This is a genomic window from Escherichia sp. WS1368, from assembly GCF_046487485.1.
Lineage (GTDB): Bacteria > Pseudomonadota > Gammaproteobacteria > Enterobacterales > Enterobacteriaceae > Escherichia > Escherichia coli.
On the sequence record NZ_JBJQJI010000004.1, the window covers coordinates 43,976 to 64,198 of the forward strand.

Consider the following 20,223-nt stretch of genomic DNA (forward strand, 5'->3'; position numbering starts at 1 on the left):
CTAATTCGGGCGCTCACAAAGTGGGGCTAAATATTCATATAACGTTGCTGACGAAAAGGAGACATCGCCACAGGCACGTACGGGTATCACTGGCATTAACGCATTACAAATAACCATCTCATCTGCCTGCAACGCCTCCTCCAGCGAGGCTTGCACTTCGACAAGCTGATAAGAGGATTGTGCCAGTAAACGGATACAGAATTGTCGCATAATGCCGTTAACACCTGCCTGATCCAGTCGCGGCGTATAAACTACGTTGCCCTTCCGCCAGAACAAATTAGCCGCACAGCATTCCGTAACCCACCCTTCGCTGTCAAGGACCAGCGCCTCATCAGCGTTTGTCTGCTCAAGATGAGAGCGGATCAATACTTGCTCAAGCCGATTAAGATGTTTAATACCTGCAAGATGAGGATTGCGCCCCAGCCGCACCGGGCTTAGCGCCAACGTCATCCCCTCGTTACGCAAACGGTCGTAATGTGCGGGATAAACCGTAACGGAGAGAATCCGCGTTGCCGGTCCGCTGTTCAATATGCTGTATCCTCGCCCGCCACTACCGCGACTGATCACCACTTTCAGCACACCATTTTGCTGTTCTGCTGCCAGCGTTTTCATCTCTAGTTCAAGCTGAGGCCAGAAGTCACAGGAAATCATCAACCGCTGACAAGCATCCTGTAGTCGCTGGATATGCGCCGATAACAAACTGACTTTGCCGTCGATAACTCTGGCGGTGGTAAAACAACCATCACCAAACTGCGTTGCCCGATCGCTTACTGCCAGCGATTCCTGCTTATGACCGTTAATTAAGAACATACCGGCTCCTTATCAGAGAATTGTTAGTGTGGCAGCATGTTCACTACGGAACAAGTCGGAATAAAAGCTAAGAAAAAAGGCCCGCAAGCGGACCTTTTATAAGGGTGGAAAATGACAATTTAGATCTTTTTAAAGATCAAAGAACCATTAGTGCCACCGAAGCCGAAGGAGTTACACAGCGTGTATTCCATTCCGCTAACCTGACGCGCTTCGTGCGGTACGAAATCCAGATCGCAACCTTCATCCGGGTTATCCAGGTTGATGGTTGGCGGAACAGCCTGATCGCGCAGCGCCAGGATGGAGTAGATAGATTCTACTGCACCCGCCGCACCTAACAGGTGACCGGTCATAGATTTCGTGGAGCTTACCAACACACGGCTTGCAGCTTCACCGAAGATGGTTTTCACCGCCTGCGCTTCAGCTTTATCGCCAGCCGGCGTAGAAGTACCGTGCGCGTTAACGTAGCCAATCTGACTCGCTTCAATGCCTGCATCACGCAGAGCATTTGCCATCGCCAGAGCTGCGCCTGCGCCATTTTCTGGCGGTGACGTCATATGATAAGCATCGCTGCTCATACCAAAGCCGACGAGTTCAGCGTAAATTTTCGCACCGCGTTTTTTCGCGTGTTCGTACTCTTCAAGTACTAGCATACCGGCACCATCGCCCAGTACGAAACCATCACGCTCTTTATCCCACGGGCGGCTCGCCGCTTGCGGGTTATCATTGCGGGTAGATAATGCACGTGCCGCGCCAAAACCACCAACGCCCAGCGGCGTACTGGCTTTCTCTGCGCCACCTGCAACCATCACGTCAGCATCGCCATACGCGATAATACGCGCAGCATGGCCAATGTTGTGCACGCCGGAAGTACAGGCGGTCGCGATAGAGATGCTCGGGCCACGCAGGCCATACATGATAGTCAGATGACCTGCCACCATGTTCACAATCGTTGACGGAACGAAGAATGGGCTGATCTTACGTGGACCACCGTTCATCAGAGATGTGTGGTTTTCTTCGATCAGTCCGAGGCCGCCAATCCCGGAGCCAATTGCGGCACCAATGCGGGTTGCGTTCTCTTCCGTTATTTCAAGGCCAGAATCCTGCATGGCCTGAACGCCAGCGACAATTCCATATTGAATGAAGGCATCCATCTTGCGCTGTTCTTTGCGCGAGATAATGTCCTCACAGTTAAAATCCTTTACTAAGCCAGCAAATTTCGTTGCATAGGCGCTAGTATCGAAATGGTCGATTAGGCTGATGCCACTCTGACCGGCAAGCAGAGCTTTCCAGGTAGACTCTACGGTATTGCCGACAGGAGACAACATGCCCAGTCCGGTCACAACTACACGACGCTTAGACACGTTTGTCCTCCAGGGAGGGAAAAAATGATTCTAGTGGGACAAAAAGATAAAACTCAGGCGGTCGAACGACCGCCTGGAGATGTTCACTTACGCCTGGTGGCCGTTGATGTAATCAATGGCAGCCTGAACGGTGGTGATTTTCTCAGCTTCTTCGTCCGGAATCTCAGTATCAAACTCTTCTTCCAGAGCCATTACCAGCTCAACGGTGTCAAGAGAATCCGCGCCCAGGTCTTCAACGAAAGAAGCATTGTTGGTAACTTCTTCCTGCTTAACGCCCAGCTGTTCGCCGATAATTTTCTTAACGCGTTCTTCGATAGTGCTCATACTCTTAAATTTCCTATCAAAACTCGCTTTCGCGATGGTTTTCGTAGTGTATAAAATGTTGAAAAATTTGCAACTAAATCCCGGCAGGTCTTACCACGATTTTACGTTATTTTGAGGCCTTACCCCCCAATAACGCAAATCATTTTGCACTAATTATTACTCATAACCACGCAGACTGCGCGCAACATGAGCATTTTGTGCAAATCGCGGTCAGACCATGTACATCCCGCCGTTCACATGCAAAGTTTCACCCGTGATGTAAGCTGCTTCGTCGGATGCCAGGAATGCAACCGCGTTGGCGATTTCCTGTGCGCCGCCGAGGCGACCCGCAGGAACCTGCGCCAGGATACCCGCACGCTGGTCATCGCTCAGCGCACGTGTCATGTCCGTTTCAATAAAGCCCGGAGCAACAACGTTTACAGTAATACCGCGTGACGCAACTTCGCGCGCCAGTGATTTACTGAAGCCGATCAAGCCCGCTTTCGCCGCAGCGTAGTTGGCCTGACCGCCATTTCCCATGGTACCAACCACAGAACCGATAGTGATAATGCGACCATGACGCTTTTTCATCATAGCGCGCATTACCGCTTTTGACAGACGGAAAACAGATGAAAGGTTAGTTTCGATAATATCGTTCCACTCTTCATCTTTCATTCGCATTAACAGGTTATCACGAGTGATACCGGCATTATTGACCAGGATATCCACTTCACCAAATTCTGCGCGAATTTTTTCCAGAACAGATTCGATAGATGCCGGGTCGGTCACATTCAACATCAGACCTTTGCCGTTGGCACCTAAATAATCACTGATCGCCTGAGCGCCATTTTCACTGGTCGCAGTGCCAATAACTTTCGCGCCACGGGCTGCGAGCGTTTCAGCAATTGCGCGGCCAATTCCGCGGCTTGCACCGGTTACCAGTGCGATTTTTCCTTCAAAATTCATGATTTTCCTCTTTTAAAGCTCGAGCGCCGCTGCCATCGCTGAAGGTTCGTTCAGCGCCGAGGCGGTCAGGGTGTCGACAATGCGTTTCGTCAGGCCAGTAAGCACTTTGCCCGGGCCGACTTCATAGAGATGTTCTACGCCTTGCGCTGCCATGTATTCAACAGACTTCGTCCACTGAACCGGGTTATACAACTGACGTACCAGTGCGTCACGGATGGCATCACCATTGGTTTCGCATTTCACATCAACGTTATTCACAACAGGAACTGTTGGTGCGTTAAAGGTGATTTTCGCTAATTCTACTGCCAGTTTGTCAGCTGCTGGTTTCATCAGCGCACAGTGAGACGGTACGCTCACTGGTAACGGCAGAGCGCGTTTTGCGCCCGCAGCTTTACAGGCAGCGCCAGCACGCTCAACTGCTTCTTTATGACCAGCAATAACCACCTGTCCCGGAGAGTTAAAGTTTACCGGAGAAACGACCTGACCTTCTGCAGCTTCTTCACACGCTTTCGCAATAGACGCATCATCCAGACCGATGATTGCCGCCATAGCGCCCGTTCCTTCCGGTACGGCTTCTTGCATAAACTTACCGCGCATCTCAACCAGACGCACCGCATCAGCGAAATCAATCACGCCAGCGCATACCAGTGCGGAGTATTCCCCCAGGCTGTGACCGGCCATCATTGCCGGTGCTTTACCACCCTGCTGCTGCCATACGCGATACAGCGCAACAGATGCAGTCAACAGCGCTGGCTGGGTTTGCCAGGTTTTATTCAGTTCTTCAGCTGGCCCCTGCTGGGTCAGCGCCCACAGGTCGTAGCCCAGCGCCGCAGAAGCTTCAGCAAACGTTTCTTCGACAATTGGATAGCTCGCCGCCATATCAGCCAGCATTCCAACGGTTTGAGAACCCTGTCCAGGGAACACAAATGCAAATTGCGTCATGTTTTAATCCTTATCCTAGAAACGAACCAGCGCGGAGCCCCAGGTGAATCCACCGCCAAAGGCTTCAAGCAGAACCAACTGCCCCGGCTTAATGCGCCCGTCGCGTACAGCTTCATCCAGCGCGCACGGGACAGAGGCCGCAGAGGTATTACCGTGGCGATCCAGCGTCACCACGACATTGTCCATCGACATGCCGAGTTTTTTCGCTGTTGCACTGATAATACGCAGGTTAGCCTGATGCGGAACCAGCCAGTCCAGTTGAGAACGGTCAAGATTATTCGCCGTCAGCGTCTCATCAACGATGTGCGCCAGTTCTGTTACCGCAACCTTGAAGACTTCGTTGCCCGCCATCGTCAGATGAATTGAATTCTCTGGATTCACACGGTCAGCATTAGGCAGCGTCAGCAACTCACCATAGCTACCGTCGGCATGCAGATGGGTGGAGATGATTCCCGGCTCTTCAGAGGCAGCCAGCACCGCAGCGCCCGCGCCATCGCCAAAAATAATAATAGTCCCACGATCTGTTGGATCGCAGGTGCGCGCCAGTACATCGGAACCGACGACCAGAGCATACTTCACCGCCCCAGATTTCACGTATTGATCGGCTACGCTTAATGCATAGGTGAAACCTGCGCAGGCTGCTGCAACGTCAAATGCCGGGCAACCTTTAATGCCCAGCATGCTTTGAATCTGACAAGCTGCGCTCGGGAAAGCGTGCGTAGCAGAAGTCGTTGCCACAACGATCAGGCCAATCTGGTCTTTCTCAATGCCCGCCATCTCAATTGCGCGTGTCGCCGCTTCAAAGCCCATGGTTGAAACGGTTTCGTTTGGCGCGGCAATGTGGCGTTCGCGGATACCGGTACGAGTGACAATCCACTCGTCAGAGGTGTCCACCATTTTTTCCAAATCGGCGTTTGTCCGCACTTGTTCGGGCAGATAGCTGCCAGTACCAATAATCTTCGTATACATGTACGCTCAGTCACTTTTCGGTTATATACCGTCACTTGCAAACTGCGAGTTCGCTGGCAGCGTCCTGCTACCGCAGAGTTCCGCTTTTGCCACCGTCCAGCAGCTCAAAACCAGCTGGGTATACAGATTCCAGGCGAGCGGCAATTCGCTGAGGAACTTGTCGCTGCACCGCCTGCACTGCCTGTTCAATCGCGACCGCAAAAGCTCGCTGATTGGCTGCACCATGACTTTTTATCACCGTGCCGCGCAATCCTAACAGACAGGCGCCGTTATACTGGTCGGGGTTGAGGTGACTGAATCGCCTCGTCAGGCTCTTTTGTAGCCAACGCTTTAATAACAGTAGCCACCACGACCGTTTTTTCCCTTCACCCTGAGATTTCAGCAGAGAAAGGAACATCCTGACAACACCTTCCATCGTCTTTAATGTGACATTTCCTGTAAAGCCGTCACAAACCAGCACATCTGTCTTGCCAGTTAACAACTCATTGGCTTCAAGATAGCCGATATAATTGATAGAAGGGATTGTTTTAAGCACCGCTGAGGCATCCCGAATACTGTCGAGACCCTTTACTTCTTCTTCACCAATATTGAGCAACGCCACGCGAGGATTGGGAATTTCCACCACCTCTTCAGCCAGAACTGAGCCCATAATGGCAAATTGCACCAACATTGTACTGTCACAATCGACGTTGGCCCCTAAATCGAGGACCACCGTTTTGCCCTTTTGCTGATGCGGTAATACCGTCACCAGCGCCGGACGCTCAATCCCCTCCAGGGGCTTGAGTAATAATTTTGCCAGCCCCATCAGCGCCCCGGTATTACCGGCACTGACACAGGCTTGCGCTCGACCTTCTTTCACCAGCTCCAGGGCCACGCGCATTGAACTCCCACGACTGGCGCGGATAGCTTGCGAAGGCCGGGCATCACTGGCGATAACTGACTGCGCAGGAATAATCTGCAGACGCGAACGTTGTTCAAAGTCAGCTTTAGCAAGTAATGGCGTGATGGCGTCGGGATTGCCGACTAAAAGAAGAGTGAGTTGCGAATTAGAATTCAGTGCCTGCAATGCTGCAGGCACTGTCACGGAAGGGCCAAAATCCCCTCCCATGACATCTAACGCCAGGGTTAGACGTGTCAAGGTATCGTCGCCGCCCGGTTTGGTCTTTCCCCAGTTGCCTGGGGAAAATCCTCACTAAGCTTCATCACGCAGACGCGTGATTACTTAGCGATGACCTTGCGGCCGCGGTAGTAACCGTCGGCAGTGATGTGGTGACGCAGGTGTTTTTCACCAGAAGTTTTGTCTACAGACAGGCTGGTGACTGCGGTCAGCGCGTCATGGGAACGACGCATGCCACGTTTGGAACGGGTTGGTTTATTCTGTTGTACGGCCATGGACCTTACTCCTCAATTACGGTTTATCCCCGATCCAACGGGGAGCACCAATTACTTACGCTTTAAGCTGGCTAATACGGCAAATGGGTTTGGCTTTTGCGCTTCTTCAGGCAGTTCACCAAAGACCATGTCCGCTTCGGACACTTCACAGTGTTCAGAATCATGCACCGGAACTACCGGCAAGGCGAGGATGATTTCATCTTCAACCATTGCAAGCAGATCGATTTCACCGAATTCGTTAACCTCAATCGGTTCATACGCTTCCGGCAGTGCTTCAGCCTGTTCGTCTGAACGCACAGGACTAAAACAATACGTTGTGTAGACCTGATGAGTAAACGGCTTCCCGCAACGCTGACACTCGAGCGTTACCGTCACCTTCGCATCGCCGTTTAACACTGCGAGACGTTGGTTATCGATAGCGAACGACATGGAGCATTCCACATCACTGTCCACACTGACTACGGATTCGGCGACGCGCTCAACCTGATCAGGGGTATAGATACCCTGGTAATCAAGGCGTTTTTGAGCCGTACGAACCGGATCGAGAGTCAGGGGTAATTTTACCTTTTGCATAGGGCGCGCATATTAACTTTGTAACGTCATAGAGTCAAAGAAAAAGGCAGCCTGTGGTTGCCTTTTGCCAATAATTCGCACACATTGCGGGTTACTGCTTTATTTTCGTTCAGTGCTGATAACGAACATCAACCTGCAAAACGAAGCGCATAGTTTAAAATGGCTATCATCAATACGCTATATCTGATGGAAAAAAATATGCCTAAACTTATTTTAGCCTCCACTTCGCCCTGGCGTCGCGCTCTTCTGGAAAAACTGCAAATCTCTTTTGAATGTGCAGCACCAGAGGTCGACGAAACCCCACGCAGCGACGAATCACCGCGACAGTTGGTGCTTCGACTGGCACAAGAAAAAGCACAATCTCTGGCGTCACGTTATCCGGATCATTTAATTATTGGTTCAGACCAGGTATGTGTTCTTGATGGCGAAATCACCGGTAAACCGTTAACGGAAGAAAATGCCCGTCTGCAATTACGCAAAGCCAGCGGCAATATCGTCACCTTCTATACTGGACTGGCGTTGTTTAATTCGGCGAATGGGCATCTACAAACAGAAGTGGAGCCTTTTGACGTCCATTTCCGTCACCTGAGCGAGGCGGAGATTGATAATTACGTGCGTAAAGAGCATCCCCTGCACTGCGCGGGTAGCTTTAAGAGTGAAGGATTTGGCATTACTCTGTTTGAGCGTTTAGAGGGGCGTGATCCTAACACGCTGGTTGGTTTACCGCTAATCGCGCTGTGTCAGATGTTACGTCGGGAAGGGAAAAACCCGCTGATGGGATAGTTGTTTGCGCCGGATGCGGTTACGTCGCATCCGGCAATCGGTGCTGGCGGCCTGATGCGGCGTAAACGCCTTATCAGGCCAACCGCCCATTATCATGCTTATATGCTCGTATTAGCGCGCGTTACGCAGCTTTTGCAAACAACGCTTCAAACCATCATCCATCGGCGCTTCGATACGCATCACCTCACCGGTCCCCGGATGGGTAAACTTCAACGCTGCGGCGTGCAGGAACAGACGATTTAATCCCGTGCCGGCTTCAGTGAGCTGTCTGTCAAATTCACGGTCACCGTAGCGATCGTCAAAGGCAATCGGATGACCCGCATACTGTGTATGCACACGGATCTGATGAGTACGCCCTGTTACCGGGCTACAACGCACCAGGGTGGCAAATGCATAGCGTTCTTCCACTTTAAAGCGTGTTTCCGACGGTTTGCCTTCCTGACTGACACGCACGATACGTTCGCCGCTTTGCAGAATATTTTTCAGTAACGGCGCTTGAACGCTCTTCACATGCGACTGCCACTGACCGCGCACCAGCGCCAGGTAATCTTTTTGCATCCCTTTTTCACGTAATTGCTCATGCAGAGAACGCAACGCCGAGCGTTTTTTCGCTACCAGCAACACACCTGAGGTGTCCCGGTCAAGACGATGAACCAGTTCAAGGAACCGCGCTTCCGGGCGCAACGCCCGCAAACCTTCGATAACGCCGAAGCTTAAACCACTGCCGCCATGTACCGCCGTACCGGAAGGTTTATTCAGCACCAGGATATGGTCATCTTCATATAAGATGACGTCCGCCAGCGCTGCCACCTTTTGCAGATGTGGCGAAACCGCCTCTTCTTCCCGCTCAGCAACGCGAACCGGTGGGATACGTACTTCATCACCCGCTTCGAGTTTATATTCAGGCTTAATACGTTTTTTGTTCACCCGCACTTCGCCTTTACGCAAAATACGGTAAATCATACTTTTTGGTACGCCTTTCAATTGGGTACGCAAAAAGTTATCGATACGTTGCCCCGCTTCGTCAGCGGTGATAGCAACAATTTTTACGGATGGAGTCTCTGTTTTCATGGTGGGCGATTCTAATTAGCCAACAGGATTCGCGCCACTCATTTTTCTATGCTTATATTTAGTTTTGCACCTTATTACTTCACTACGTGATCACTTTATTGATGGTTATTAAACCAATCACCAGCAAGAAGTGAAAAAACTGTGAGTAAGCGGGTGATAAATGGTAAAAGTCATCTTGCTATAACAAGGCTTGCAGTGGAATAATGAGGCCGTTTCCGTGTCCATCCTTGTTAAAACAAGAAATTTTACGGAATAACCCATTTTGCCCGACCGATCATCCACGCAGCAATGGCGTAAGACGTATTGATCTTTCAGGCAGTTAGCGGGCTGCGGGTTGCAGTCCTTACCGGTAGATGGAAATATTTCTGGAGAGTAATACCCAGTCTGTTTCTTTGATAATTGCGCTGTTTTTCCGCATGAAAAACGGGCAACCGACACTCTGCGCCTCTTTGAGCTGACGATAACCGTGAGGTTGGCGACGCGACTAGACACGAGGCCATCGGTTCACACCCGGAAAGGCGTTACTTTGCCCGCAGCTTAGTCGTCAATGTAAGAATAATGAGTAAGTTACGATGAAAAGAATGTTAATCAACGCAACTCAGCAGGAAGAGTTGCGCGTTGCCCTTGTAGATGGGCAGCGTCTGTATGACCTGGATATCGAAAGTCCAGGGCACGAGCAGAAAAAGGCAAACATCTACAAAGGTAAAATCACCCGCATTGAACCGAGTCTGGAAGCTGCTTTTGTTGATTACGGCGCTGAACGTCACGGTTTCCTCCCACTAAAAGAAATTGCCCGCGAATATTTCCCTGCTAACTACAGTGCTCATGGTCGTCCCAACATTAAAGATGTGTTGCGTGAAGGTCAGGAAGTCATTGTTCAGATCGATAAAGAAGAGCGCGGCAACAAAGGCGCGGCATTAACCACCTTTATCAGTCTGGCGGGTAGCTATCTGGTTCTGATGCCGAACAACCCGCGCGCGGGTGGCATTTCTCGTCGTATCGAAGGCGACGACCGTACCGAATTAAAAGAAGCACTGGCAAGCCTTGAACTGCCGGAAGGCATGGGGCTTATCGTGCGCACCGCTGGCGTCGGCAAATCTGCTGAGGCGCTGCAATGGGATTTAAGCTTCCGTCTGAAACACTGGGAAGCCATCAAAAAAGCCGCTGAAAGCCGCCCAGCTCCGTTCCTGATTCATCAGGAGAGCAACGTAATCGTTCGCGCATTCCGCGATTACTTACGTCAGGACATCGGCGAAATCCTTATCGATAACCCGAAAGTGCTCGAACTGGCACGCCAGCATATCGCTGCATTAGGTCGCCCGGATTTCAGCAGCAAAATCAAACTGTACACCGGCGAGATCCCGCTGTTCAGCCACTACCAGATCGAGTCACAGATTGAGTCCGCCTTCCAGCGTGAAGTTCGTCTGCCATCCGGTGGTTCCATTGTTATCGACAGCACCGAAGCGTTAACCGCCATCGACATCAACTCCGCACGCGCGACCCGCGGCGGCGATATCGAAGAAACCGCGTTTAACACCAACCTCGAAGCTGCCGATGAGATTGCTCGTCAGCTGCGCCTGCGTGACCTCGGCGGCCTGATTGTTATCGACTTCATCGACATGACGCCAGTACGCCACCAGCGTGCGGTAGAAAACCGTCTGCGTGAAGCGGTGCGTCAGGACCGGGCGCGTATTCAAATCAGCCATATTTCTCGCTTTGGCCTGCTGGAAATGTCCCGTCAGCGTCTGAGCCCATCACTGGGTGAATCCAGCCATCACGTCTGCCCGCGCTGCTCCGGTACCGGTACCGTGCGTGACAACGAATCGTTGTCGCTCTCTATTCTGCGTCTGATCGAAGAAGAAGCGCTGAAAGAGAACACTCAGGAAGTTCACGCCATTGTTCCTGTGCCAATCGCGTCTTACCTGCTGAATGAAAAACGTTCTGCAGTGAATGCGATTGAAACTCGTCAGGACGGCGTGCGCTGTGTGATTGTGCCAAACGATCAGATGGAAACCCCGCACTACCATGTGCTGCGCGTGCGTAAAGGGGAAGAAACTCCAACCTTAAGCTACATGCTGCCGAAGCTGCATGAAGAAGCGATGGCGCTGCCGTCTGAAGAAGAGTTCGCTGAACGTAAGCGTCCTGAACAACCTGCGCTGGCAACCTTTGCCATGCCGGATGTGCCGCCAGCTCCAACCCCAGCTGAACCTGCCGCGCCTGTTGTAGCCCCAGCACCTAAAGCTGCAACGGCAACACCAGCATCTCCTGCACAACCAGGGTTGTTGAGCCGCTTCTTCGGCGCACTGAAAGCGCTGTTCAGCGGTGGTGAAGAAACCAAACCGGCCGAGCAACCAGCACCGAAAGCAGAAGCGAAACCGGAACGTCAACAGGATCGTCGCAAGCCTCGTCAGAACAACCGCCGTGACCGTAATGAGCGCCGCGATACCCGTAGTGAACGTACAGAAGGCAGCGATAATCGCGAAGAAAACCGTCGTAATCGTCGCCAGGCACAGCAGCAGACTGCCGAGACGCGTGAGAGCCGTCAGCAGGCTGAGGTAACGGAAAAAGCACGTACCACCGACGAGCAGCAAGCGCCGCGTCGTGAACGTAGCCGCCGCCGTAACGATGATAAACGTCAGGCGCAACAAGAAGCAAAGGCGCTGAATGTTGAAGAGCAATCTGTTCAGGAAACCGAACAGGAAGAACGTGTACGTCCGGTTCAGCCGCGTCGTAAACAGCGTCAGCTCAATCAGAAAGTGCGTTACGAGCAAAGCGTAGCCGAAGAAGCGGTAGTCGCACCAGTGGTTGAAGAAACTGTCGCTGCCGAACCAATTGTTCAGGAAGCGCCAGCTCCACGCACAGAACTGGTGAAAGTCCCGCTGCCAGTCGTAGCGCAAACTGCACCAGAACAGCAAGAAGAGAACAATGCTGATAACCGTGACAACGGTGGCATGCCGCGTCGTTCTCGCCGCTCGCCTCGTCACCTGCGCGTGAGTGGTCAGCGTCGTCGTCGCTATCGTGACGAGCGTTATCCAACCCAATCGCCAATGCCGTTGACCGTAGCGTGCGCATCTCCGGAACTGGCCTCTGGCAAAGTCTGGATCCGCTATCCAATTGTACGTCCGCAAGATGTACAGGTCGAAGAGCAGCGCGAACAGGAAGAAGTACAAGTGCAGCCGATGGTGACTGAGGTCCCTGTCGCCGCCGCTGTCGAACCTGCTGTTAGCGCACCGGTTGTTGAAGAAGTGGCTGAAGTTGTAGAAGCCCCCGTTCAGGTTGCCGAACCGCAACCTGAAGTGGTTGAAACGACGCATCCTGAAGTGATTGCCGCCGCGGTAACTGAACAGCCGCAGGTGATTACCGAGTCTGATGTTGCCGTAGCCCAGGAAGTTGCAGAACACGCAGAACCGGTGGTTGAACCGCAGGAAGAGACGGCAGATATTGAAGAAGTTGCCGAAACTGCTGAGGTTGTGGTTGCTGAACCTGAAGTTGTTGCTCAACCTGCCGCGCCAGTCGTCGCCGAAGTCGCAGCAGAAGTTGAAACGGTAGCCGCGGTTAAACCTGAGGTCACCGTTGAGCATAACCACGCTACCGCGCCAATGACGCGCGCTCCGGCACCGGAATATGTTCCGGAGGCACCGCGTCACAGTGACTGGCAGCGCCCTACTTTTGCCTTCGAAGGTAAAGGTGCTGCAGGTGGTCATACGGCAACGCATCATGCCTCTGCCGCTCCTGCGCGTCCGCAACCTGTTGAGTAATAATTAGCTCAAGTAATCAAGCCCTGGTAACTGCCAGGGCTTTTTTATTTCAGGGTAGCATCTTTGTTGTAATGACATTAGCGTTACATGCGCTGTATAATTATCATCCATGCAAAGCCGAAGGATATATTTATGCCAGCAGCCAATAACATTCCAACCAGGCGCGAATCTTTAAATTTGCGCATAAAACCCGCAGAACGCGATCTTATTGACCGGGCCGCTAAAGCCCGAGGAAAAAATCGCACCGAATTTGTCCTTGAGGCCGCCAGAGCCGCAGCTGAAGAGGCGCTCATTGAGCAGAGAATTTTCAGGATCGATTCTGATGATTACCAGCTATTTTTGAATCGTCTGGATCAGCCCCCCGCGCCCAATGCTGCATTACGCAAAACCATGCAAACACCCGCGCCGTGGGAGCAAAAAAAATGATTCAGGCCCCCGAGCCACTCATGGCAAGGCATCAATTCACCTCTTTTTGCTCGGGAGTAGAAACGATGGATAACTGGCTAAAGCAGAGAGCCCTAAAAAATCAGCTTGCCGGCGCATCACGTACATTTGTTAGCTGTGATACGTATAGCAACGTTTTGGCATATTATTCGCTTGCTTCCAGCGCCGTTGAAACGTATGTCGCGACAGGACGATTTCGCCGAAATATGCCAGAACCGATCCCTGTTGTAGTACTTGGTCGTCTGGCAATAGATAAATCATTACAGGGTCAGGGCATCGGTCGTGCGATGGTCAGAGATGCCGGTCTACGAGTACTACAGGCGGCTGAAGTCATTGGTATTCGCGGAATGTTGGTCCATGCGTTATCAGACCAGGCCCGTGAGTTTTATCTGCGAGTGGGGTTTGAACCATCGCCTGTCGATTCTATGATACTGATGGCAACATTGGCTGATTTGCAGGAATGTCTTAAATAGTTCGTTATGTCTCATGCAAAAAAATGCCCGCCCCGGCGATCCCAGAGCAGGCAGAGAAAACATACCCAGTTTCATGATATGTTTTAAAGCGAGCTTATTTGTTGAGCTGGAACAGCGACAATCCCTGCATATCGGTAAATGCTTTATACGATGCCTGCAATGCCGTTTGCTGCATGATGTAAGATGAAATAGTTGCATTCCAGTCCACATCAACCAGATCGCTCATCTGCTGCGTTTGCCCTAAAGCGCGATCGCTACCTAATGAATCCAGCGACTCCAGTTCGTTCAGCTGCGTGCCTAATTCCGCGCGAACAGTCAGCACATTGTTCAGCGAGTTTTTCAGTCCGCGGTTGGTTTTATCCAGTGCCGCAGCGGCGGTTTCTTTATCCGCTTCGCTATCCGCGACCGGCGTTTTTAGGGCTGCGATGGCGCTATCCAGCATGGCAAAAAGATTGGTTTCAGAAGCGCTACCGTCTGGTTCCGCTACCGCGTTGCTGGTAATACTGTCGAAAATTTTGTCACCCGTGTGCCCTATCACCATCGAACGCGAAGCATCGACCTGTTGTTTAATACTTTCTGCTCCGCCTTCGTATTTGCCATCCGCCTCACTAAACGGCGCAGTTTCTGTTTTATAACCGGCAAAAATGTAGCGCCCGTTACCGTCAGTGGTGTTCGCCAGATTCAGCAACTGGTCACGAAGCCCCTGAATATCCGTAGCCAGCGAGGCACGGTCATCGTCACTCAAGGTGCCATTGCTGGCGTAGACAATTTTTTCCTGAGCATTCTGGATAGCGGTGGTGACCTGGCTAAGTACACTCTCTTCCAGTGACACTTTTTGAGTGGCGAAAGTACGCGCCAGCGTGTACTGGCTGTTTTGCGCCTGTGCCTGGGAGAGAACAACAGCTTGTGATGCAGCAATGGGATCATCTGAAGGGTTAACGACTCGCTTACCCGTCGACATCTGTTCGCCGTACTTCATCCATTCTGCCTGAGAATTGGTGATGCCGCGCATGTTTTGCTGGTACATCATCTGGGTACTGAAACGCATTTTATCTCCCCTTAGCGAATGTTAATCAGCGCATCAAAAATCGCGTTTGCCGTCTGCAGAACCTGCGCATTCGCGAGGTAATACTGCTGAAAACGTTGCAGATTTCCGTACTCCTCATCGAGATTGACACCGGAAATCGACTGCTGCTGATTGGAAAGCTGCGTCACCACATTACCTTGAGTGGTGCTACTGGTTTTCAACGTCGCGGTTTTATTACCGATATCACTCACTAACGAGGCATAAGCGTCGTTAAAGGATTTCGCACCGCCCACCGTTTTACTGTTGCTTTGCAGATCGAGCAGGGCCTGACCGTTGCGGTTGTCGCTATCACCCGCATCTTCTGCGCTCGCCATGGCGATTTTCGCTTCGTCGGTGATTAATACATCCATGTTGACGATGGCGTCACTTACCGGTTTCAGCGTGAAGCTGTCGTTAACGGCAGGCGTTCCTGTAAACGTCAACTCCAGACCATCAAATGCCACTTTACCGTTGGCATCCGGCGTCACCGTAAAAGTGGTATTGCTGGCAAGGCGGGTGACCTGCCACTGATTATTATCGAACGAGATTTTGTAATCTGTCGCCAGTACCGCGGAGGCATCAGTTACCGTTGCACCGATCGCAACGTCACCTTTGTTTTTCGTGTTTTGCAGAACCGCGGGCTTACCGATAGCAAAGAAATCTTCACCGGCATCGCCGTTAGCATCAAATCCGGCTTTGTGTTGGGTGTTGAAAGCCTCGGCAAATGCCAGCGCCAGTTGTCCAAGCGTATTACGCGTCTGGTCAAGATCCTGAGAACGGAATGTCAGAATGCCGCCCAGCGACCCGGTATTCAGTAATTTCTCCGGGATCTCAATATTGCCTGCCGTCCCATCAACATAAGCGACAGTCGTACGAGAAGGGTCGGCGCTGGAAGGAACTGCCGCAAGTTGCCGCGCCGTACTTCCCTGAACCAGTGAGTAGCCATTGGCCATCGTGATGTTATAAGTGCCACCATCCTGAACGCTGACTTCTACGCCAACAATCTGGTTTAATTCGCTCACCAGTTGATCGCGTTGATCCAGCAGATTGTTAGGTGACGCCCCTGCCCCCACGCCTGTCAGGCGGGAGATCTGATCGTTCAGGCTGGCGATTTGTTTAGCGTAATTGTTGATCTGATCAACGCTGGCACCTATCGCGATATTGACCTGTTTGTCCTGGTCGCGCAGATATTGATCGGTGGTTTTAAACTGATTCACCAATCCTTCTGATTTCCCAATCAGCGCCTGGCGCGCTGCCGGATCTTCCGCGTTACTCACCAGCGTTTGCAGGCTGGTGAAGAAATCCTGCATCTGTGTTGCCAGCGAAGAGGTACTGGTGGAGAGCATATTGTCGATTTTCGACATCTGCTCATAGCGGGCGGTCAGGCCGCTACTTTGCGTCTGCGCAGCACGTAACTGGTTGGTAATAAACGCATCATACTCACGCTGCACACCAGAAACGTAGACGCCATTGCCAACCCAGCCGCCAGCGCCCAACGTGCTATTGGCCTGCGCCATAATAGTGGTTTGGCGGGTATATCCGGCAACGTTATAGCTGGAGATATTATTACTTGCCGTATTTAACGCCGCCTGGGCCGCGTTCAGTCCGCTCATGGCGTTATTGATCAAGCTGGACATGGAGGTTCCTTATAAGCCTTCAATTACAGAGTATTATCGGCAGCGCCCCGCCGGACTTGAGTTATTCAGAACAGATTATCAATGTTCATGCTGTAGGTTTTGCTCACCTTGTCGCTTATCGATTTCATCTGCTGAATCATGTTGGTGAGTTTGCGGGCATAGTGAGGATCGGTGGCATAGCCCGCGTCCTGTAGGGCCTGCGCCCCCTGCTCCGCACTCGCGGCGGTCGTCACGGCGGCGTAGCGCGGGTTACGCGTTAACAGCCCAACGTAATCCGACAATGCTTCCAGATACGAGCTGTAGACCCGAAACTTCGCTTTTACTTTCTTCGCTTCGCCATTTTCATATTCAGTCGTGGTGATTTCAGTGACTGGCCCTTTCCAGTTGCCAGAGGCTTTGACGCCAAACAGGTTATAGCTCGGCTCGCCGTTTTCACGGCGGATTTGCCGTTGTCCCCAGCCAGATTCCAGCGCCGCCTGAGCGAGGATCAAATGATGTGGCACACCGCTTTGCTGGCTTGCCAGTTGGGCGGGCAACGAGAGTTGCGCGAGGAATGCTTTACTGTCACCCGGCAGCGAATCATCGTAGTTACGTGGTACGGCCTTTTGCACCAGCTGCGAAAGCGTCTGATTTTGATAACGCACCACGGTTTCGAGCGGGAATTTCATCGGTGCTGCTGCCGTGGGCTCCTCTGGCAATGGTTGTTCTGGCGTCATCTGTTTAACCATCATCTCTGCCAGCCCCAGACCTTTGCCCGCCGTCATCTGTTGGGCAATCTGCTGGTCATACATACTGGTATACAGGCGAGTGTGCTCGCTGCTGAACAGGCCATCTTTTGGTAAAGCGTCGCGCATGCTTTTCAACATCATCTGCACGAACATCCCTTCCACCTGGCGGGCCACCGGACGGATATTTGCCGCCGGATCTTCGCCCGCTTTCGCCTTAAGTTCGTTGAGCGATTGTGCATCCCAGGCCGCACTTGCCAGTAGTTTGCTGTCGCTGATCATCAGATGATTTCCAGTTTTGCCCGCAGACATCCCGCACTTTGCATTGATTGCAGTATGGACATCAGATCCATCGGCGTAGCGCCCAGCGCATTGAGCGCACGCACCACGTTATTGAGGCTGGCGCTAGAACGTACGCTTTGCAGCGAACCGCCGCTCTGGCGTAAATCGATCTGCGTTTGTGGAGTAACCACAGTCTGCCCACCACCAAACGGTGTATCTGGCTGGCTGACATTGGCCTGACGATTAACTGTTACTGAGAGATTCCCCTGCGCTACCGCGCAGCTGTCGAGGGTCACTTCGCGATTCATCACCACCGAACCAGTGCGCGAGTTAATCACTACTTTAGCGTCCTGCGGGGTAACATTAACCTGCATATTCTGGATATCGGCAAGGAAACGGACCTGGGAACTGTTGCCACTCGGTACGCGCACCTGAATAGTCCGCGCATCTAACGCGGTGGCGCTGCCATATCCACGCACGCGGTTGATGGTGTCAGCGATTTGCTGCGCCATACTGAAATCTTCGTCGTTAAGTTGCAAATTAAGGGTATTCCCGACGCCAAACTGGCTGGGCAATTCACGTTCAATAACCGCACCATTGGTGATCCGTCCACCGTTCAGTTGGTTCACCTGAACACTGCTACCGCCAGCGGAGGCCCCTGCGCCGCCAACCAGAATATTGCCCTGCGCCAGCGCATACACCTGACTGTCAACGCCCTTAAGCGGTGTCATCAATAACGTACCGCCACGCAGACTTTTGGCATTTCCCATGGAAGAAACCACCACGTCAATGGTTTGCCCCTGACGTCCAAACGGTGGAAGTGACGCCGTCACCATTACCGCAGCGACGTTTTTTAGCTGCATATTGGTGCCCGTCGGAACGGTAATTCCCAGTTGTGAGAGCATGTTATTAAGCGTTTGTGTGGTAAACGGCGTCTGAGTTGTCTGGTCACCTGTACCATCAAGCCCCACCACCAGGCCATAGCCAATCAGTGAGTTTTGCCTTACCCCCTGAACACTGGTGAGATCGCGAATACGCTCAGCCTGAACCGCCGTCGTAACCAGTAGAAGAATTAATGCAGAGAGAAATTTAATCACCACAGCCTCACTTACATTGGCGACAGATTAAGGAAGAAACGTTGCAACCAGCCCATATTTTGCGCTTCGTTAATGTAGCCATTGCCTACGTATTCAATGCGCGCATCCGCCACCTGAGTAGACGGTACGGTATTGCTGCCGCTGATAGTGCGTGGATTAACTACACCAGAGAAGCGAATAAATTCGGTACCCTGATTAATGGCGATCTGTTTTTCACCCACCACATGCAGGTTGCCGTTGACCAGTACCTGGTCAACCGTCACCGTCAACGTGCCGCTAAAGGTATTGCTGGCATTGGCCCCGCCTTTTCCGTTGAACGTGTTACCACCGGAGGCTTCGACATCGGCACGAGCGTTACCAAACAGCCCCTGCAAATAGCGCGGCACAGTATCAAAGCCAAAATTAGATTTACCGTCACGGCTGGCATTCGCAGAGGAGCTTTTGCTGGCGCTGACGTTCTCCTGCAACACGATGGTCAGCGTATCGCCAATATTGCGTGGTCGACGATCTTCAAACAGCGGTTGATAGCCATAGTTAATCGGCTGAGCAGACTGGAAAATAGAACCGTTGGCGACGGGCGTCGGACCGGGAACCGGTTGTGCACTGGTCGCCCCCTGTACCAGCGGCGTGGAGGGTATCCAGGCGCAGCCGGTTAGTGAAAGCACCAACAAGCTGGAAATGGCATAAGTATGCGCAGCGTTTTTTTGCATGGCTATCATCTTCAAAAATCAGTAAACCGGTGAATCTGCCACCGGTTATGCCTTAGAGTTGCGTCAGTTTTTGCAGCATCTGATCGGTGGTGGATACCGCTTTACTGTTGATTTCGTAAGCGCGTTGCACCTGAATCATATTGACCAGTTCTTCCGCCACGTTGACGTTAGACGTTTCAACATACCCTTGATACAGCAGTCCCGCGCCGTTCAGGCCCGGCGTGCTTTCGTTCGGTGCACCGGAGGATTGCGTTTCGGTGTAGAGGTTTTCGCCAATACTCTCCAGTCCGGTATCATTCATAAAGGTGGTGAGATTGAGCTGCCCAACCTGAACCGGAGCTGCCTGGCCTTGTTGGGTTACGCTGACCACGCCATCACGACCGATGGTGATACTTAACGCATTCGCCGGAATGGTGATCGCTGGCTGCACCTGAAAACCACCAGCCGTCACCAGCTGCCCGTTCTGATCCACCTGGAAAGAGCCGTCACGGGTATAGGCTGATGAGCCATCTGGCAACATCACCTGGAAAAAGCCCTGCCCTTTAATCGCGACATCTTTGCTGTTATTGGTTTGCGACAGGTTGCCCTGGCTGTGTAAGCGTTCAGTGGCGACCGGGCGTACCCCCGTACCGATTTGTAATCCGGATGGTAAGGTGGTTTGTTCGGAAGACTGTGCCCCCGGCTGGCGAATGGTTTGATAAAGCAGATCTTCAAACACCGCGCGCTGACGCTTAAAACCGTTGGTACTAACGTTTGCCAGGTTGTTGGCAATGACGTCCATATTGGTTTGCTGGGCATCCAGGCCCGTTTTGGCGATCCATAATGAACTGATCATAAAATGTCCTGTAGTGGATTAGTGAC

Annotated in this window: 20 protein-coding genes; 4 read left to right on the forward strand and 16 right to left on the reverse strand. The window is 52.2% G+C overall.

The genetic code is table 11. The features are described 5' to 3' along the window. The 9 genes from pabC to yceD form a co-directional block, all read right to left on the reverse strand. Positions 1-810, reverse strand: a complete 810-nt coding sequence (pabC, locus tag ACJHYD_RS11300; protein WP_001550952.1) for an aminodeoxychorismate lyase — start codon at positions 808-810, stop codon at positions 1-3. Between the two features lie 119 nt (positions 811-929). After that, positions 930-2,171 (reverse strand): beta-ketoacyl-ACP synthase II, encoded by a 1,242-nt coding sequence (fabF, locus tag ACJHYD_RS11305; protein WP_000044679.1) that lies wholly within the window; start codon positions 2,169-2,171, stop codon positions 930-932. 87 nt (positions 2,172-2,258) lie between these two features. Beyond that, on the reverse strand, positions 2,259-2,495 hold the full coding sequence (acpP, locus tag ACJHYD_RS11310; RefSeq protein ID WP_000103754.1) for an acyl carrier protein: 237 nt from the start codon (positions 2,493-2,495) through the stop codon (positions 2,259-2,261). A 210-nt stretch (positions 2,496-2,705) separates the two neighbouring features. Then, positions 2,706-3,440, reverse strand: a complete 735-nt coding sequence (gene fabG, locus ACJHYD_RS11315; RefSeq protein ID WP_001008535.1) for a 3-oxoacyl-ACP reductase FabG — start codon at positions 3,438-3,440, stop codon at positions 2,706-2,708. 12 nt (positions 3,441-3,452) lie between these two features. Beyond that, complete coding sequence (gene fabD / locus ACJHYD_RS11320) at positions 3,453-4,382, reverse strand: ACP S-malonyltransferase (protein ID WP_000191372.1); 930 nt, start codon at positions 4,380-4,382, stop codon at positions 3,453-3,455. Between the two features lie 15 nt (positions 4,383-4,397). Next, positions 4,398-5,351, reverse strand: a complete 954-nt coding sequence (gene fabH / locus ACJHYD_RS11325) for a beta-ketoacyl-ACP synthase III (protein ID WP_000288138.1) — start codon at positions 5,349-5,351, stop codon at positions 4,398-4,400. A 67-nt stretch (positions 5,352-5,418) separates the two neighbouring features. Further along, positions 5,419-6,489, reverse strand: coding sequence for a phosphate acyltransferase PlsX (plsX, locus tag ACJHYD_RS11330; RefSeq protein WP_000197578.1), 1,071 nt, complete (start codon positions 6,487-6,489; stop codon positions 5,419-5,421). An 80-nt stretch (positions 6,490-6,569) separates the two neighbouring features. Beyond that, positions 6,570-6,743: a 50S ribosomal protein L32 gene (gene rpmF / locus ACJHYD_RS11335; protein WP_000290727.1), complete on the reverse strand. Its 174-nt coding sequence runs from the start codon at positions 6,741-6,743 to the stop codon at positions 6,570-6,572. Positions 6,744-6,794: 51 nt separating this feature from the next. Next, complete coding sequence (gene yceD, locus ACJHYD_RS11340; RefSeq protein ID WP_001174481.1) at positions 6,795-7,316, reverse strand: 23S rRNA accumulation protein YceD; 522 nt, start codon at positions 7,314-7,316, stop codon at positions 6,795-6,797. 198 nt (positions 7,317-7,514) lie between these two features. Between yceD and yceF the strand changes: the two genes are divergently transcribed. Continuing rightward, positions 7,515-8,099 (forward strand): 7-methyl-GTP pyrophosphatase, encoded by a 585-nt coding sequence (gene yceF, locus ACJHYD_RS11345; protein ID WP_001125202.1) that lies wholly within the window; start codon positions 7,515-7,517, stop codon positions 8,097-8,099. Positions 8,100-8,210: 111 nt separating this feature from the next. Here yceF and rluC read toward each other — a convergent pair whose 3' ends face one another. Continuing rightward, positions 8,211-9,170, reverse strand: a complete 960-nt coding sequence (gene rluC / locus ACJHYD_RS11350; protein WP_000846342.1) for a 23S rRNA pseudouridine(955/2504/2580) synthase RluC — start codon at positions 9,168-9,170, stop codon at positions 8,211-8,213. A gap of 572 nt (positions 9,171-9,742) precedes the next feature. On the opposite strand from rluC, the gene rne reads away from it, so the two are divergent. The 3 genes from rne to ACJHYD_RS11365 all read left to right on the forward strand — a co-directional run bounded on the left by rne (position 9,743) and on the right by ACJHYD_RS11365 (position 13,845). Next, a complete protein-coding gene (rne, locus tag ACJHYD_RS11355; RefSeq protein ID WP_001550951.1) occupies positions 9,743-12,928 on the forward strand; it encodes a ribonuclease E in 3,186 nt (1,061 codons plus the stop codon). 132 nt (positions 12,929-13,060) lie between these two features. Continuing rightward, a complete protein-coding gene (locus tag ACJHYD_RS11360) occupies positions 13,061-13,354 on the forward strand; it encodes a DUF1778 domain-containing protein (protein ID WP_001110447.1) in 294 nt (97 codons plus the stop codon). Then, the gene (locus ACJHYD_RS11365) at positions 13,351-13,845 is read left to right on the forward strand and encodes a GNAT family N-acetyltransferase (RefSeq protein WP_000613626.1); all 495 of its coding nucleotides are present in this window, start codon (positions 13,351-13,353) and stop codon (positions 13,843-13,845) included. The genes ACJHYD_RS11360 and ACJHYD_RS11365 overlap by 4 nt, the downstream gene beginning before the upstream one ends. A gap of 94 nt (positions 13,846-13,939) precedes the next feature. Here the strand turns inward: ACJHYD_RS11365 and flgL are convergent, their stop codons facing one another. From flgL to flgG, 6 genes are all read right to left on the reverse strand, one after another. Beyond that, the gene (gene flgL, locus ACJHYD_RS11370; protein ID WP_001212768.1) at positions 13,940-14,893 is read right to left on the reverse strand and encodes a flagellar hook-associated protein FlgL; all 954 of its coding nucleotides are present in this window, start codon (positions 14,891-14,893) and stop codon (positions 13,940-13,942) included. Between the two features lie 11 nt (positions 14,894-14,904). Continuing rightward, positions 14,905-16,548 (reverse strand): flagellar hook-associated protein FlgK, encoded by a 1,644-nt coding sequence (flgK, locus tag ACJHYD_RS11375; protein ID WP_000096478.1) that lies wholly within the window; start codon positions 16,546-16,548, stop codon positions 14,905-14,907. A 65-nt stretch (positions 16,549-16,613) separates the two neighbouring features. Next, positions 16,614-17,555, reverse strand: a complete 942-nt coding sequence (gene flgJ / locus ACJHYD_RS11380; protein WP_001366226.1) for a flagellar assembly peptidoglycan hydrolase FlgJ — start codon at positions 17,553-17,555, stop codon at positions 16,614-16,616. Continuing rightward, positions 17,555-18,652, reverse strand: a complete 1,098-nt coding sequence (gene flgI, locus ACJHYD_RS11385; RefSeq protein WP_001441925.1) for a flagellar basal body P-ring protein FlgI — start codon at positions 18,650-18,652, stop codon at positions 17,555-17,557. The genes flgJ and flgI overlap by 1 nt, the downstream gene beginning before the upstream one ends. 11 nt (positions 18,653-18,663) lie before the next feature. Beyond that, positions 18,664-19,362 (reverse strand): flagellar basal body L-ring protein FlgH, encoded by a 699-nt coding sequence (gene flgH / locus ACJHYD_RS11390; protein WP_001305886.1) that lies wholly within the window; start codon positions 19,360-19,362, stop codon positions 18,664-18,666. 52 nt (positions 19,363-19,414) lie between these two features. Continuing rightward, positions 19,415-20,197 carry a flagellar basal-body rod protein FlgG gene (gene flgG / locus ACJHYD_RS11395; protein WP_000625837.1) on the reverse strand — a complete coding sequence of 261 codons (783 nt, stop codon included), beginning with the start codon at positions 20,195-20,197 and terminating at the stop codon, positions 19,415-19,417. Positions 20,198-20,223: the final 26 nt, after the last annotated feature.